Raw genomic sequence first — 15,252 nt, forward strand, 5'->3', positions numbered from 1 at the left:
CCGGGCGCCCCGCGCCCGTGTCGAGACCATGTGCGGCAGTGGTCTCGCGGCTCGCTGCGCTCGCACCTCGACCAGCGGGACGGTCGACCTCAGCGGCGGACGGTGAACACCGCGAGGGCGACGGCGCCCGCCAGGAGGCCCCAGAACGCGCTGCCGACCCCGGCGACCGCGATGCCCGAGCCGACGACGAGGAACGTGATCGCCGCGGGCACGCGGGTGTCCGGCCGGGCGATCGCGGAGGAGATCGCGCCGATGAACGCGCCGAGCAGGGCGAGCCCGGCGGCGGCCTCGACGAGGGCCGGCGGCCGGTCGCCGATCAGCCCCGCGACGACGCCGGCGATCGCGGCGAGCACCAGGTAGGTGCAGCCGGAGGCGACGCCGGAGATCCACCGCCGCGAGCGGTCCTCGCCCGCGTCCGGGCCGATCATGATCGCCCCGGTGATCGCGGCGAGGTTCAGCTGCACCCCGCCGAACGGCGCGGCGACCGCGCTGCCGATGCCCGACGCGACGAGCGCGAAGCGGGTGGGCGGCACGTACTCGTTCGCGCGGAGGACGGCGAGCCCGGGCAGCTGCTGGCCCGCCATCGTCACGAGGTAGAGCGGCACCCCGAGCGCGACGATCCCGAGCGGGTCGGGCGCGGGTGCGGTCAGGACCGGCGCCGGCGGCAGCACCTGCCCCGCCGACCCCTGCAGGACGGTGATCACGATCGCGGCCACGATCACCGCGGGCCCGGCGGCCCGCGGCGCGAGCCGGGACAGGACGAGCCAGCCCGCGACGAGCGGCAGCACGGTGACCGGCGACACGACGGCCTCCCGGACCGGCGCCAGGCAGAACGGCAGCAGCACCCCGGCGAGCAGCCCGCCCGTGAGCGCGGACGGGATCCGGTCGATCGCGCGCGTCAGCACCGGGATCGCGCCGGTCGCGATGCCGAGCGCCGCCGCGAGCAGGAACGCGCCGACCGCGGTGCCGAAGGATCCGGGGTGGGCGGCCACGAGCAGTGCGGCGCCGGGCGTCGACCACGCGAGGCAGAGCGGGATCCGGAGGCGCAGCGACGCCGCGATCGACAGCACGCCGATCACGACGCAGAGCGCCGCGAGCCCCGACGCGGCCTGCGCCGCGCTCGCCCCGGCGGCGGTCAGGCCCGCGAGCAGGACGGCGACCGAGCCGAAGAACCCGGTGACGGTGCCGACGACGCCGGCGAGCGCCGGCTGCGCGACGGCGCCGCGCGCCGCGGTCACCGCCGGGCCAGCCTGAGGGCCGCGTCCGCCATCGCCGCGGTCGCGTCGTCGTCCGTCATCCACAGCGGCACCGCCCGAGCGGCGATGCCCGCGGCCCGGAGGGGGTCGACGGCCGCCGCGTCCGTCTCATCGACGAGCCAGCCGTCGAGCAGGCCGCCCGCCGAGCGCGCGCCGTAGTGCCGGGCGATCGCGGCGGCATCCGTCTCGACGCCGATCGCGGTCAGGCACGCGTCCGCCATCCCGCGCACGACGCTGCCGCCGATGACGGGGGAGAGGCCGACGACGGGCGCCGCGGTGTCGCGGAGCGCCTCGCGGATCCCCGGGATGCCGAGAATCGTGCCGATCGAGACGACCGGGTTCGAGGGGGCGAGGAGGACGACGTCCGCCGCCGCGATCGCCTCCCGGACGCCGGGCGCGGCGGTCGCCGACTCGACGCCGCGCTGCACGAACCCGAGCGCGGGGAGGGCGGCGCGCGTGCGCACCCACCACTCCTCGAAGTGCAGCTCGCCCTCGGCGGTCACGACGTGGGTCTCGACCTCCGCGTCCGTCGCGGGCAGGAGCCGCACGCCGAGCGGCCAGCGCGCGCTCAGCCGCTCCACGACCGCGGAGAGGGGCAGGCCCTCCCGCAGCAGCGCGGTGCGAGCGATGTGGGTGCCGATGTCGAGGTCGCCGAGCGTGAACCACGGCCAGCCGACGCCGTACGCGGCGAGCTCCGCGCTCACCCGCTCCGACTCCCCGGCGCGGCCCCAGCCGCGGACGTCGTCGTTCACGCCCGCGAGCGCGTACATGAGCGAGTCCAGGTCGGGCGTCACGCGCAGGCCGGCGAGCCAGAGGTCGTCGCCGGTGTTCGCGACGACGGTGATCGCGGCGGGGGAGGCGGTACGGCGGACGAGGGCGCGCAGGCCGCGGACGAACTTCGCACCGCCCACGCCTCCCGCCAGGACGACGATGCGGGCGGGATCCATCGCGAGCAGCCTAGGAGACCCGGGGAGCCCGACCCGGAGGCGCCGCTGCGGGATACTCGCGGGGTGCGCGTGAGCGTGGTGGTCGCCGTCTTCGACCCGGGCCCCCACCTGTCCGCGCTGCTCGACTCGCTGCGCGCGCAGACCCTCGACCCGGCCGAGTTCGAGGCCGTCCTCGTCGACGACGGCTCGACCGACGGCACCGCCGCGGTCCTCGACGCCGCGGCGGAGGAGGACTCGCGCTTCCGCGTGATCCACACGCCGAACTCGGGCTGGCCCGGGCGGCCCCGCAACATCGGCATCGACGCGGCCCGCGGCGACTTCGTGTTCATCGCGGACCACGACGACCACCTCCACCCGGAGGCGCTGCAGCGGCTGACGGACTTCGCGATCGAGCACGGCTCCGACGTCGTCGCGGGCAGGGTCGTCGGCGTCGGCCGGAACGCGCCGACCCGGATCTTCGAGCGGACGCTCATCGACGCGCAGGAGGACCCCGCGCTGCTCATGACGTCGTTGACGCCGCAGAAGCTGTACCGGCGCGCGTTCCTCGTCGAGGAGCGCATCCGGTTCCCGGAGGGGCCGCGCCGGCTCGAGGACCACCTCTTCGTCACGAAGGCCTACCTGCGGGCCCGCCGCGTCAGCGTCTACGCGGACGCGCCGATCTACTACTTCGTGCTCCGGGACGACGGCCGGAACGCATCGCGGCGGCCCGTCGAGTGGCGCGGCTACTTCGCGAACGCCGCCGAGGCGATCGCCGTCGTCGACGCGGAGGCGCCCGACGAGGCCACCCGGGTCGCGATGCGCGCCCGGTGGCTCCGGGTCGAGGCCATCGGCCGGCTCCGCGGCGCCCGGTTCCTGGGCCAGGCCGACCGCGCGGGCCTGCTCGCAGCGACCGGATGGCTGCTCCGCGAGCACTACCCCGGCGCGGAGGTCGACCGCCTCGGGCCGGTCGACCGCCTCATCGGGCGGCTGCTCCTCGACGGGCGCGCGGAGGACGTCGTCGCGGTCGCGACCTGGGAGACCTCCGTCCGGCTCGCGGCGGCGGTGGAGGCCGTGGAGGCCGCCGGCGGCGCGCTCCGCGTGCGCATCCGACTCGAGCAGGTCGCGGATCCGTTCCCGCTCACGGACCTCCCGGACGGCGGGCCGGACCGCGGCGAGCTCGAGCGGACGCTGCGACTGCCCGAGGACGCGACCGCGGAGGCGGAGCTGCGGCGCTCCGGCGGTGCACCGGTCGCGCTCCGCGTCGAGCAGCGCATCGTCGGCGGCGTGCTCGAGGCCGCCGCCGTGCTCGATCCGGCGCGGGCCGCGGAGGTCGCCGAGGGGCGCTGGCTCCTCCGCGCGCGGGTGCCGGAGGCGGCCGTGCGCGCGCCGGGGACGCTCGGCGCTCCCGCCGAGCTGCCGGGGCCGACGCGCGTCGGCCCGCGTCGCATCACGCCCTCCGTCGATCGCAGCGGGCGCCTCGTGCTCGCGGTGGAGCGCGCCGGGCTCGGACCGGCGCTGCGCCGCGTCGCCCGTCGGGTGCGGTCAGGCCTCCGACGGCACCGGCGCCGCTGACGGCTCGGTGCGGAGGCGGGCCCGCACGCGGTCGCCGATGCGGCCGGCCGTGTACGACATCAGGCGGCGGGTGCCGACCGTGTCGAGGTCGGCGGGCGGGGGAGGCGGCGGCTTCGGCGCAGCGCGGAAGCTGTCGAAGGTCGGCACCCCGCGGCCCTGCGTCAGCATCATCCCGACCAGCAGCGCGGCGGCCGCCTCGGTCGGGAGGGCGGGCGGCGGCTGCAGCGCGGCGACCGGGCGGCGGCTGGGGACGGCGAGCGCGTCGAGGTTCCCGATCGTCCGCACCCCGAGCTCGCGGATGCCGTGGACCATCTCGCGGACGAGCTCCGCGGCGCGGTCGGCGGCCCACTGCGGCACCTCGATCGGGCCGCCGGCGCGCAGCAGCTCCGGTTGCTCGCGCAGCCGCCGGATCGCGCCGAACTCGACGAGCGCTGCCTGCACGTCGGCCGTGGCGCCGTCGAGCTCGGCGAAGCGCGCGTTGAAGTGGCGGATCGTCTCGGCGACGGCGTAGCCGGGGGAGGCGTTCTCGGCCCTCGGGTCCGGCACGAGCACGCCCTCCGGCAGCCCGGTGAAGGCTTCGAAGGTGCGGAGCGGGAAGTCGCGGGCGGCGCCGGCGAGCGACAGCACGACGACGTTGTCGCGCCCGACGAGGCGGCTCCACCGGCGGGCCAGCGCGTCGATGCGGGTCTTCTGCCAGAACTCCGGCTGCGGCGCGGTCAGTGTGTCCTCGGTCCGCAGCATCGCGTCGAGCCAGTCCGGCCACGACGTCCGCGATCCGGTCTGCACCCACTGCTGCCACGACGAGGGGAGCATGTCGGCGAGGGGGCGCATGGTGATGACGACCGTGGTGCGGTCGGCGCCGAGGGCCTCGATCACCGTCGCCGCCCGCTCGTCGTCCGCGCGGGCGAACGTCTCGCTCGAGATGACGATCCGCTTCGCGGTCGACTCGTCGATCTCGCGGACGAGCCGCGGCCACGCCTCCAGCCCGTCGCGGTGCCCCGCGATCCGCCGGCCGAGCGCGACCGCGCCGGCCGCCGCCCGCGGCTGGCTGTTCCGGCCGGCGTAGTGGACGCCGTACGCCGCGATCGCCGCGCGATTGGTGTGGAAGGCGCTCTGCAGCGACGTCGTCCCGGTCTTGGCGGGACCGATGTGGAGCAGGCGGGAGCCCTCCGGCAGCAGCAACGACATCGGTCCTCCTCGGGGTCGGGGCCGAGTATCCCCAGAACGGGGGCCACGGCGGCGTCGCCTCGCGGGGGAACGCCGATTCCCGCTCCGGTGCGCCGACCACCCCGTCGGTTCCGGCACACCTCGTCGGTTCCGGCAGTGCGTCGAGGCGCGGATCGCTGCCGGAGCCGACCGATGCTGCCGGAACCGACGGCTCATGCGGCCAGCGCGGCGAGGACGGCCGCCTCGACGAGCGGCCATTCGAACAGCACGCGCCGCCAGGTGAACCGCAGCGAGCGGTAGCGGGTCGTCGCAGCGACCAGGTCGCGGTGCCGGTCCCGCTCGAACGCCGCGGGATCGTCGTGCCATTCCTTCCCGTCGAGCTCGACGATGAGCCGGCCCTCGACGAGGAGGTCGACCTCCCCGATCCCGGGCAGGTCGGGATGGACTTCGACGCGGAGCCCGAGGAGGCGGAGCAGGTACCGGGTGATCGTCTCGATCCCCGAGTCCGCCCGACCGTCCGCCGCGAGGACCACCGGGCGCAGGCGGGCGGGGAGCCGGGCGGCGAGCGCGGGCAGGTCCGCGTCGCGGACGAAGCGGAGGTGCAGGGCCGAGTCCAGGATGGCGAGCGCGTGCTCGGGCGGCAGTGCGCGGAACGCGTGCTCGAGCATCGTGAGCGGCGGCGCGATGCCCGAGGCGACGGCCCCGGCGACGACGTCCGCGGGCGTGCGATGGAGGACCACGGCCGGGGTCGGTCGCAGCGGTCGGGAGCCGTCGTCCGGGTCGTGGAACCGGGTGGTCGTGCGGCGGAACGCCACGTGGAGGCGGTTCGACTCGGTTCGGTGCGGCCGCACGCGCGGCGCGTCGGGCGGCGGGTCCGGCGGAGTCCAGAGCCCCAGCGCCGCCGCTCCGGTCACCGCGGTGGCGACGCCGCCGACCCGGGCGGCGCGGAGCAGCAGGTCGGGCGTGCCGGGCAGCGCGAGGACGCCGCGCCGCACCACGGTGAGGCGTCCCTGCTCGATCGCCCGGCGGATCTCCCGCTCGGACTTGCCGCGGGCCAGCAGGTCGGCCGTCGTCCAGAAGCTGCGCACCGCGGCATGGTGGTCGGGGTGGGCCCCGCCGCTCCGCCTCCTTAGCTCGTCGCGGCCGGAATCGCGGCTGTGGAGGAGCGGACGGGTGGCTCCGACGCCCGGCCTCCGTCGGTTCCGGCACACCTCGTCGGTTCCGGCAGCTCCTCGAGGCGCGAATCGCTGCCGGAGCCGGCGGATGCTGCCGGAGCCGACGGCTCACGCGGCCGGCGCGGCGATCGGCGGGTCCTCTCAGAACTGGCGGTTCCCCTCCGGGGCCCGCGGGGTTAGAGTCGCGATCGTCCGGGGTTGACTCGGACAACCTCGGACGACGACGACGCGTCAGGAGCGGCCATGGCGGCTGACCCGGTCCCCTCGGGAGCCGCTGACGCGACCCTGCCGCCGCCCGTCCCCGTCTACTTCGTCGCCGAGCAGACGGGCATCAGCGCCGAGGCGATGGGCAACGCCCTCCTCGTCCAGTTCCCGGACGTCCGGTTCGAGCGGCACCGCATCCCGTTCATCACCTCGATCGCGGAGGCGCGGAAGGCCGTCGAGATCCTCGACGCCGCGATGAAGGGCCCGCGGCAGCCGCTCGTGTTCACGACGATCGCGGACGACACGATCAGCGGGGTGCTCCGTTCGAGCCGGGCGCCGATCATCGACTTCGTCTCGTCCCACCTCGGGCAGCTCGAGCGGATCCTGGGCTCCCGCGCGCTGCACCTCGCCGTGCGGGTGCACGGCGTCCAGGACCAGGAGCGCTACGACCGCCGGATGCAGGCCGTCGAGTACGCGATCGAGCACGACGACGGCGAGAGCCTCCGCCACTACGACGACGCCGACGTGATCCTGCTCGCCCCGTCCCGCTGCGGGAAGACGCCCACGACCATGTACCTGGCGCTGCAGCACAGCGTCTTCGTCGCGAACTACCCGCTCGTGCCGGAGGACCTCGAGACCATCGACCTGCCGGACCCCGTGCGGAAGCTGCGCACCCGCTGCTTCGGCATCCTCACGACGCCCGAGCGGCTCAGCGAGGTCCGGAACGAGCGCCGCCCCGACTCCGTCTACGCGTCGATCGAGCAGTGCCGGTGGGAGCTGAAGCGCGCGGAGATCATGTTCCGCGCCCACCGCATCCCGACCGTGAACTCCTCCGCCAAGAGCGTCGAGGAGATGTCGACCGTGATCCTCCAGCACCTCGCGAAGGCCTGATCCGCACCACCACCGACGCAAGGGAGTCTCGACGATGAGCACCACCGTCCCCACCAGCACCGCCACGGGCCACCGGACGCCGAGCGGCGACAACGTCCGCTGGTTCGCGGACCTGGGCCTCGCGGACCTCGAGGAGGTCGGCGGCAAGAACTCGTCGCTGGGGGAGATGATCTCCTCCCTTTCGGACCTCGGCGTCCGCGTCCCCGACGGGTTCGCGACGACCGCCGGCGCGTACCGCCGGTTCGTCCGTGGCGGGCTCGCCGAGCGGATCGACGGGCTGCTCACCGGGCTCGACATCGACGACGTCGAGACGCTGGCCCGGGTCGGGAAGCAGATCCGGGAGGCCGTGCTGCAGCAGCCGTTCCCGGAGGACCTCGAGGCGGACATCCGCCGCGCCTACGCGGAGCTCACCCACGGGGACGACGACGCGTCGTTCGCGGTCCGGTCGAGCGCGACGGCGGAGGACCTCCCGGACGCGTCGTTCGCCGGGCAGCAGGAGACGTTCCTGAACGTGCGGGGGATCGACGCGATCCTGACCGCGATCCACGAGGTGTTCGCGTCCCTCTACAACGACCGGGCGATCGCGTACCGGGTGCACCACGCCTTCGCCCACGACGTCGTCGCGCTGTCCGCCGGGGTGCAGCGGATGGTGCGCTCGGACGTGGGCGCCTCCGGGGTCATGTTCACGATGGACACCGAGTCCGGGTTCACGGACGCGGTGTTCGTGACCGCCTCCTACGGGCTCGGCGAGGCAGTGGTGCAGGGCGCGGTGAACCCGGACGAGTTCTACGTCTACAAGCCGGCGCTGGCCGCGGGTCGCCCGGCGATCCTGAAGCGGCAGGTCGGCGGCAAGGCGATCAAGATGATCTACACCGAGGACCGCACGGTCGGGAGGACGACGGAGTTCGTCGACGTCCCGGAGGCGGACCGCGGGCTGCTGTCGCTCACCGACGACGAGGTCCTCGAGCTGGCCCGGCACGCGGTAACGATCGAGGAGCACTACGGCCGCCCGATGGACGTCGAGTGGGGCAAGGACGGGATCGACGGGCGGCTCTACATCCTCCAGGCCCGCCCCGAGACGGTGCAGTCGCGCCGGTCGACCACGACGAGCAGCCGGTACCGGCTCGCCGGGAAGCCGTCCGAGCGGTCGCTGCTCGTGGACGGGCGGGCGATCGGGCAGCGGATCGGCGCCGGCGCCGTGCGGGTGCTGACGGACGTGTCGCAGATGAGCGCGTTCCGGCAGGGCGAGGTGCTCGTCGCGGACATGACCGACCCGGACTGGGAGCCGATCATGAAGCGCGCCTCCGCGATCGTCACGAACCGCGGCGGCCGCACGTGCCATGCGGCGATCATCGCCCGCGAGCTCGGCATCCCCGCCGTCGTCGGCACCGGGACCGCCACGGCGGACCTCGCGGACGGCCGCGAGGTCACGGTCTCCTGCGCGGAGGGCGACACCGGCTTCGTCTACGACGGGCTCATCGACTTCCGGGTGGAGGAGACGCAGCTCGGCGGGATGCCCGAGATCCCGGTCAAGATCATGATGAACGTCGGCACGCCCGACCAGGCGTTCGCGTTCTCCCGGCTGCCGAACCGGGGCGTCGGGCTCGCCCGGCTCGAGTTCATCATCAACCGGCAGATCGGCATCCACCCGCGGGCGCTGCTCGACCTCCAGGCCGACCCGGAGCGGCTCCCGAAGCAGGTCCGCCGCGACGTCGAGGACCGGATCAGGGCGTACGCCTCGCCGCGGGACTACTTCGTGCAGCGGGTGGCGGAGGGCGTCTCGATGATCGCGGCGGCGTTCGCGCCGGAGCCGGTCATCGTCCGGCTGTCCGACTTCAAGTCCAACGAGTACGCGAACCTGCTCGCCGGCGAGCTGTACGAGCCGCACGAGGAGAACCCGATGATCGGGTACCGGGGCGCGTCGCGGTACCTGTCGCCGGACTTCGCGGAGTGCTTCGCGATGGAGTGCGAGGCCATGCGGTACGTCCGGGACGAGATGGGGCTGACGAACCTGAAGCTGATGATCCCGTTCGTCCGCACGCTGACCGAGGCGGAGGGCGTGATCGCACTGCTGGCGAGGAACGGCCTCACCCGGGGCGAGAACGGGCTGCAGGTGATGATGATGTGCGAGCTGCCGTCGAACGCGGTGCTCGCGGACCGGTTCCTCGACCACTTCGACGGGTTCTCGATCGGGTCGAACGACATGACGCAGCTGACGCTCGGTCTCGACCGCGACTCCGCGCTCGTGGCGGCGGGGTTCGACGAGCGGGACCCGGCGGTGCTGCACATGCTGCAGCTCGCGATCGAGGCGGCGAAGCGGCGCGGGAAGTACGTCGGGATCTGCGGCCAGGGCCCCTCGGACCACCCCGACCTCGCCGCCTGGCTGCTGGAGCAGGGCATCGAGTCGATGTCGCTGAACCCCGACACGGTCGTCGACACCTGGCTCGCCCTCGCCGCCGGCGAGGCGGTCGCCACCTCCTGACCCTGGATCTTGCTCACGCTTCTTGCCGCCTCGCCGCCTCGGCGGCGGCAAGAAGCATGAGCAGAGCTCCGCCTCGATCGCCGGGGTCGGTGGACGTGGCCGCCGCACGGGCGCGGCGTGGGGGGCGCGTAAAATCGTCCGCCGTGACCGCGCGCTCCCCGTACATCCAGAACGTGCGCGACCTCGTGCGCCACCCCGGCGAGATGCGCGAGCGCCGTCTCGACATCACCGTCCCCGAGCACATGGGCGAGGGGCTCGTCGCCGTGCAGGAGGGCTCGCACCTCGACGTCGACCTGAAGCTCGAGTCGCTCCACGAGGGGATCCTGGCCTCCGGCACCGTCGTCGGACGGGCCGACGGGGAGTGCGCCCGCTGCCTCGCGCCGGTGTCGCTGCCGGTCGAGGTCGAGTTCGCGGAGCTCTTCGGGTATCCTGCCGATGAACCGTTCGACCACCAGCTCGATGGCGACCTGCTCGATCTCGAGCCGGTGGTGCGGGACGCGGTGGTGCTGGCACTGCCCTTCCAGCCCGAGTGCGTCGACGGTTGCGAGGACCTTGAACTCGGTCCCGGCATCAGCCTGATCACGGCGGATGCCGAGCGTGAGAAGCCTGCGGACCCCAGATGGGCCGCGCTCCAGGGCTTCAGCGCCCAGGACACGGACAGCAGAGAAGAGAAGTAGTCATGGCGGTTCCGAAGCGGAAGCAGTCGCGCAGCAACACCCGCTCGCGTCGTTCGCAGTGGAAGGCCGAGGTGCCGACCCTCGTCAAGACGATCGAGAACGGCAAGGTCGTCTACTCCCTGCCCCACCGCGCCAAGGTGGTCGAGGGCTCGGACGGTGTCCCCCTGTACCTGGAGTACAAGGGCCGCCGCGTCGCCGACGCGTGATCCGGTGGGCGCGCACGACCGCGCCGACCTGGTCGCGGCGCTCGGCGTCGCGATCGATCCGCAGCTGCTGGAGACGGCGCTGACGCACCGCTCGTACGCCTACGAGCACGGCACCGCCGACAACGAGCGATTCGAGTTCCTCGGCGACAGCGTCCTCGGGCGCGCCGTCACGGCGATGCTGTTCGAGCGCTACCCGGACGACGACGAGGGCGCGCTGGCCAAGCGTCGCGCCGGCCTCGTGTCGACCGTCGCGCTCGCCTCCATCGCGCGCACCCTGCGGCTCGGCGAGCACATCCGCCTCGGCCGCGGCGAGGTCCTCACCCGAGGCGCCGAGAAGCCGTCGATCCTCGCCGACGCCGTCGAGGCGATCATCGGCGCGGCCTTCCTCTCCGTCGGGAGCGAGGAGGCGGAGGCGCTCGTCCTGCGTCTCGTCCAGCCGCTCGTCGACGATCCCGCCAGCACGGGGGCGATCACCGACCCGAAGACCGCGCTGCAGGAGGCCGCCGCGTCGCGGCACGCCCCGGCGCCGGTCTACGACGTGACGGGGGAGGGCCCCGAGCACGCGCGCATCTTCACCGCGACCGTGACGGTCGGCGAGCTCGTCAGCGCCTCCGGCACCGGGACGAGCAAGAAGCAGGCCGAGGTCGCAGCGGCGTGGGAGGCGTTCCGGGCGCTCCATGCCTGAGCTGCCCGAGGTCGAGGTCGTCCGTGGCGGCCTCGAGCCCGCGGTCGCGGGGTCGCTCGTCACCGGGATCGAGGTCGTCGAGCCGCGCTCGCTCCGGCGCCACCTCGGCGGCGTGCTCGACTTCGAGCGTCGGCTGACCGGTCGCCGCCTGACCGGCGCGGTGCGCCGCGGCAAGTTCCTGTGGCTCCCGGTCGAGACCGCGGCCGACGAGGCGCCGTTCGCCGTGCTCGGGCACCTCGGCATGAGCGGGCAGCTGCTCCTCCGGACCGCCGATGCGGCAGCCGACCGGCAGCTGCGGGTGCGCATCGTGCTCGAGCACCCGGTGCACGGCGAGCTCGTCGTCGCGTTCGCGGATCAGCGGATCTTCGGCTCGCTCGCGCTCGACCCGCTCGTCCCGACCGAGGACGGGGCGCCCGGCGGCCTCGGCGCGTCCGCCGCGCTCGTCCCCGAGCACGTCGCGCACATCGCGCGGGATCCGCTCGACCCCGCGTTCGACGACGTGCGGTTCGTCGAGCGGCTCCTCGCCCGCCGCACGGAGCTGAAGCGCGCGCTGCTCGACCAGACCCTCGTCTCCGGCATCGGCAACATCTACGCCGACGAGTCCCTGTGGGCGGCCCGGCTCCACCCCGCGCGCCCGACCGCGGACCTGCCGAAGCGCGCCGCGCGCCGGCTGCTCGCGGAGGTGCGCTCGGTGCTCGAGCGGGCGCTGGCCGACGGCGGCACGAGCTTCGACGCCCAGTACGTCAACGTGAACGGCGCCTCCGGCTACTTCTCGCAGCGGCTGAACGCCTACGGGCAGCAGGGGAGGCCGTGCGCCCGCTGCGGCACGCCGATCGTGCGGGAGGCGTTCATGAACCGCTCGAGCCACCTCTGCCCCCGGTGCCAGCGTCGGCCCCGACCGGCACACTGATCGGGTGTCCTTCCAGGCGTACCTCGACGCGGTCGAGCAGAAGACCGGTCTGACCCCGCGGCAGCTCATCGCGATCGCGCACGAGAAGGGGCTCGACGCCCCTGGCACGAAGGCGGGCGCGATCCTCGCGTGGCTGAAGGAGGACTACGACCTCGGCCGCGGGCACGGCATGGCGATCGTGCACGTCGTCCAGAAGGGGCCGCGGATCAGCACGAAGCACGTCGGCACCGACGGCGTGCACCGCGACGAGACCGACACGCTGTGGCTGGACGGGGCGGCGACGAAGCCGGAGCCCGCCTAGCCTCGATCCCGTGATCCGGCGGTGAGCGGGCTCGAGGAGCGCGTCGACGACGCCGAGCGGTCCGTCCGTCGCGCGAGCGACAACCCGATCGTGCGGGCCGTCGCGCGGTCCGGGTACGTGGCCTCCGCGCTGCTGCGGGGGATGATCGGCGTCCTCGCCCTGCTGCTCGCGGCGCACGTCGACGGTCCGGCGCCGGGCGCGTCCGGGGCGTTCGGCGCGATCGCCGCGGTCCCCGGAGGCGTGCTGCTGCTCGCGCTCGTCGCCGGCGGCAACGGCGCCCTCTTCCTCTGGCTGCTGATCCAGGGGGCGCTCGTCGACGATGGCGAGCTCCTCGAGCGGTGGCGGCAGCGGCTCGTCTTCTGGGGGCGCGGCGCCGTCTACGGCGTCATCGGGCTCGCGGCCGTCCGGTTCGCGCTGGGTGCCCACGCGGTCGACGCCGACGCGCGTCGCGCGGCGAGTCGGGAGCTCCTCGAGGTGCCCGGCGGTCAGGTCGCCGTCGTGCTCGTCGGGGCGGTCGTCCTGATCGTCGGCGCGAGCATGGTGTGGCTCGGCGCGTCGCGCCGGTTCGTGAAGACGATCCGGCTCCCGGACGACGCGAGGCGGCGACGGGCGGTCCTCGTCCTCGGCGCCATCGCCTACGTCGCGCAGGGCGCGACCGTCCTCCTCGTCGGCGGGACGCTGCTCGTCGCCGCCTGGACCGTCGACGCCACCCGGATCGGGGGCCTCGACGAGGCGCTCGCGGACTTCCCGAGCACCCCCTTCGGACAGGCGCTGCTCATCGCGATCGGCGTCGGCTGGATCCTCGCCGGGCTCTACGCCCTGGTCCGCGCGCGCATCGCCCGCACCGCCTGAGCGTCCGAACGCCGTCCTGCTCCCTCCCGGTCGCCGGTCATACGGTCGTCAGGCGGTCATCGGGCCGCGGGAACGGGGCGGTGATGGCGACGACGGTCAGCGAGTTCGTGATCCGACGGATGCGGGAGTGGGGCGTCCGACGGGTCTACGGGTACCCGGGCGACGGCATCGGGGAGTTCGACGGCGCACTCGGCAGCGCGGACCGCACGGACGAGGGGCTCGAGTACATCCGCCCGACGCACGAGGAGATGTGCGCGTTCATGGCGACCGCGCACGCGAAGTTCACCGGGGAGGTCGGCGTCTGCATCGCGACCTCCAGCCCCGGCGCCTTCCACCTCCTGAACGGGTTGTACGACGCGAAGAGCGACAACGTGCCCGTCGTCGCGATCGTCGGGCAGCAGGGCCTCGCGTCCATCGGCACCTTCACCCAGCAGGAGGACAACCTCGAGCGCGTCTTCGCCGACGTCGCCTGCTACGTGCAGACGATCACGACGCCGGAGCAGGCGCAGGCCGTGATCGACACCGCGTTCCGCACCGCGATCGCGCGGCTGCAGCCGGCGGTGATCGTGCTGCCGCACGACGTGCAGGGGATGAAAGCCGCGTCCCTCGCTCCCGAGCACTGGGTGTCGCGGTCGAGCGCGGTCGCCGCCTCCACGCGGATCACGCCGCCGGAGGACGAGCTGCGCCGCGCCGCCGCGGTGATCAACGCGGGGGAGAAGGTCACCTTCCTCGTCGGCGCGGGTGCGCGCGGCGCCACCGACGAGGTGCTCGCCGCCGCGGAGCGCGTCGGCGCCGGCATCATCACGGCGCTCCGCGGGAAGGACGTCATCCCCTCGGACGTGCCGTTCCACACGCAGCAGGTCGGGCTCCTCGGCTCGCTGCCGAGCCTGAAGCAGATGAACGAGTGCGACACGATCGTGCTGCTCGGCACGAACTACCCGTACGGCGAGTTCCTGCCGAAGTCCGGTCAGGCCCGCGGCGTGCAGGTCGACCTGAAGCCCGAGCAGCTCGGCGTGCGGTACCCGACCGAGGTGAACCTGTGGGGCGACGTGAAGTCGACGCTCACCGCCCTGCTGCCGCTCCTCGAGCGCACCGAGGACCGGTCGTGGCAGGAGGGCATCGCCGCCGGCTTCCACGACTGGGAGCAGGAGATGGAGCAGCAGGCGATGCTCACGTTCCCGGACGGCGGCAACCCGCGGCGCATCTTCCACGAGCTGAACCGGCGCCTGCCGGACGGCGCGATCGTCACCTGTGACGCGGGCACGACCGCGGACTGGTACGGCCACCACATCCGCCTCCGCCGCGGCATGCGCGGCGACATGTCCGGGCGGCTCGCGAGCATGAACGGCGCGATGCCGTATGCGATCGCCGCGAAGTTCGCGCACCCCGAGCAGACGGTCGTCTGCACCATCGGCGACGGCGCGTTCCAGATGCTCGGCATGAACGAGCTCATCACCGTGAAGAAGTACCTCGCCTCGTGGGACGACCCGACGTTCGTCGTGATCGTCATGCACAACGACGACCTGGCGCAGGTGTCGTGGGAGATGCGCACGGAGGACGGGAACCCGGTCTGGCGCGGCTCGCAGGACGTCGAGAGCGTCGACTACGCCGGCTGGGCGCGGCTCCTCGGCTTCAACGGGATCACGGTGTCGAAGGACGAGGACGCGGCGACGGCCGTGGAGGCCGCGCTCGCCTTCCGGGGCGTCACGGTGATCGACGACCTCGTGACCCGCAACGCGCCGCCGCTGCCGCCGAAGATCACGGCGGAGTACCGGAACAACACCGCGAAGGCGTTCGCAAAGGGCGACCCGCTCGCCCCGCAGGTGCTCGTCGACTCCGCCGAGGGCCTGGTGTCGGAGGGCCTCGAGCGCGTGAAGGGCGCCCTCCACCTCGGCTCGAAGGAGGACTGACCCCGCGCGGACTGGGGGGCGGCGGGCACCGTCGGCGC

General features: G+C 74.0%; 14 protein-coding genes. 10 read left to right on the plus strand and 4 right to left on the minus strand.

Features of this window, described 5'->3' with window-relative positions; translation table 11 throughout:
• Positions 1–89: 89 nt before the first annotated feature.
• The gene (locus CLV52_RS07285; RefSeq protein ID WP_162850744.1) at positions 90–1,238 is read right to left on the minus strand and encodes a benzoate/H(+) symporter BenE family transporter; all 1,149 of its coding nucleotides are present in this window, start codon (positions 1,236–1,238) and stop codon (positions 90–92) included.
• Complete coding sequence (gene cofD / locus CLV52_RS07290) at positions 1,235–2,203, minus strand: 2-phospho-L-lactate transferase (protein WP_133765562.1); 969 nt, start codon at positions 2,201–2,203, stop codon at positions 1,235–1,237. Before cofD ends, CLV52_RS07285 begins: the two co-directional genes overlap by 4 nt.
• Before the next feature lie 63 nt (positions 2,204–2,266).
• Here cofD and CLV52_RS07295 point away from each other — a divergent pair, with 63 nt between their 5' ends.
• The gene (locus CLV52_RS07295; protein WP_162850745.1) at positions 2,267–3,754 is read left to right on the plus strand and encodes a glycosyltransferase; all 1,488 of its coding nucleotides are present in this window, start codon (positions 2,267–2,269) and stop codon (positions 3,752–3,754) included.
• Here CLV52_RS07295 and CLV52_RS07300 read toward each other — a convergent pair.
• Entirely contained in the window at positions 3,725–4,942 is a 1,218-nt protein-coding gene (locus CLV52_RS07300) for a hypothetical protein (protein WP_133765564.1), read from the minus strand. The genes CLV52_RS07295 and CLV52_RS07300 overlap by 30 nt on opposite strands.
• 191 nt (positions 4,943–5,133) lie before the next feature.
• Positions 5,134–6,009 (minus strand): type IV toxin-antitoxin system AbiEi family antitoxin domain-containing protein, encoded by an 876-nt coding sequence (locus tag CLV52_RS07305; RefSeq protein WP_162850746.1) that lies wholly within the window; start codon positions 6,007–6,009, stop codon positions 5,134–5,136.
• Positions 6,010–6,339: 330 nt separating this feature from the next.
• Between CLV52_RS07305 and CLV52_RS07310 the strand changes: the two genes are divergently transcribed.
• The 9 genes from CLV52_RS07310 to CLV52_RS18880 all read left to right on the plus strand — a co-directional run bounded on the left by CLV52_RS07310 (position 6,340) and on the right by CLV52_RS18880 (position 15,214).
• Positions 6,340–7,191, plus strand: a complete 852-nt coding sequence (locus CLV52_RS07310; RefSeq protein ID WP_133765566.1) for a pyruvate, water dikinase regulatory protein — start codon at positions 6,340–6,342, stop codon at positions 7,189–7,191.
• A 34-nt stretch (positions 7,192–7,225) separates the two neighbouring features.
• Complete coding sequence (ppsA, locus tag CLV52_RS07315; protein ID WP_133765567.1) at positions 7,226–9,673, plus strand: phosphoenolpyruvate synthase; 2,448 nt, start codon at positions 7,226–7,228, stop codon at positions 9,671–9,673.
• Positions 9,674–9,816: 143 nt separating this feature from the next.
• Positions 9,817–10,350, plus strand: coding sequence for a YceD family protein (locus CLV52_RS07320; protein WP_246018002.1), 534 nt, complete (start codon positions 9,817–9,819; stop codon positions 10,348–10,350).
• A 2-nt stretch (positions 10,351–10,352) separates the two neighbouring features.
• The gene (gene rpmF, locus CLV52_RS07325) at positions 10,353–10,556 is read left to right on the plus strand and encodes a 50S ribosomal protein L32 (protein ID WP_119482703.1); all 204 of its coding nucleotides are present in this window, start codon (positions 10,353–10,355) and stop codon (positions 10,554–10,556) included.
• Positions 10,557–10,560: 4 nt separating this feature from the next.
• Entirely contained in the window at positions 10,561–11,241 is a 681-nt protein-coding gene (gene rnc, locus CLV52_RS07330) for a ribonuclease III (protein WP_133765569.1), read from the plus strand.
• The gene (mutM, locus tag CLV52_RS07335) at positions 11,234–12,151 is read left to right on the plus strand and encodes a bifunctional DNA-formamidopyrimidine glycosylase/DNA-(apurinic or apyrimidinic site) lyase (RefSeq protein ID WP_133765570.1); all 918 of its coding nucleotides are present in this window, start codon (positions 11,234–11,236) and stop codon (positions 12,149–12,151) included. Before rnc ends, mutM begins: the two co-directional genes overlap by 8 nt.
• Positions 12,152–12,155: 4 nt before the next feature.
• On the plus strand, positions 12,156–12,452 hold the full coding sequence (locus tag CLV52_RS07340; protein WP_133765571.1) for a DUF4287 domain-containing protein: 297 nt from the start codon (positions 12,156–12,158) through the stop codon (positions 12,450–12,452).
• A 21-nt stretch (positions 12,453–12,473) separates the two neighbouring features.
• On the plus strand, positions 12,474–13,304 hold the full coding sequence (locus CLV52_RS07345) for a DUF1206 domain-containing protein (protein ID WP_133765572.1): 831 nt from the start codon (positions 12,474–12,476) through the stop codon (positions 13,302–13,304).
• Between the two features lie 83 nt (positions 13,305–13,387).
• On the plus strand, positions 13,388–15,214 hold the full coding sequence (locus tag CLV52_RS18880) for a thiamine pyrophosphate-requiring protein (RefSeq protein ID WP_133765573.1): 1,827 nt from the start codon (positions 13,388–13,390) through the stop codon (positions 15,212–15,214).
• Positions 15,215–15,252 lie beyond the last annotated feature (38 nt).

The organism is Amnibacterium kyonggiense (genome assembly GCF_004364555.1).
GTDB lineage: Bacteria > Actinomycetota > Actinomycetes > Actinomycetales > Microbacteriaceae > Amnibacterium > Amnibacterium kyonggiense.

Excerpts from the sequence above, each read along its gene's own strand:
- cofD (WP_133765562.1), bottom strand. The coding sequence starts at position 2,203 with ATGGATCCCGCCCGCATCGTCGTCCTGGCGGGAGGCGTGGGCGGTGCG.
- CLV52_RS07300 (WP_133765564.1), bottom strand. The coding sequence starts at position 4,942 with ATGTCGTTGCTGCTGCCGGAGGGCTCCCGCCTGCTCCACATCGGTCCC.
- CLV52_RS07310 (WP_133765566.1), top strand. The coding sequence starts at position 6,340 with ATGGCGGCTGACCCGGTCCCCTCGGGAGCCGCTGACGCGACCCTGCCG.
- ppsA (WP_133765567.1), top strand. The coding sequence starts at position 7,226 with ATGAGCACCACCGTCCCCACCAGCACCGCCACGGGCCACCGGACGCCG.
- rpmF (WP_119482703.1), top strand. The coding sequence starts at position 10,353 with ATGGCGGTTCCGAAGCGGAAGCAGTCGCGCAGCAACACCCGCTCGCGT.
- mutM (WP_133765570.1), top strand. The coding sequence starts at position 11,234 with ATGCCTGAGCTGCCCGAGGTCGAGGTCGTCCGTGGCGGCCTCGAGCCC.
- CLV52_RS18880 (WP_133765573.1), top strand. The coding sequence starts at position 13,388 with ATGGCGACGACGGTCAGCGAGTTCGTGATCCGACGGATGCGGGAGTGG.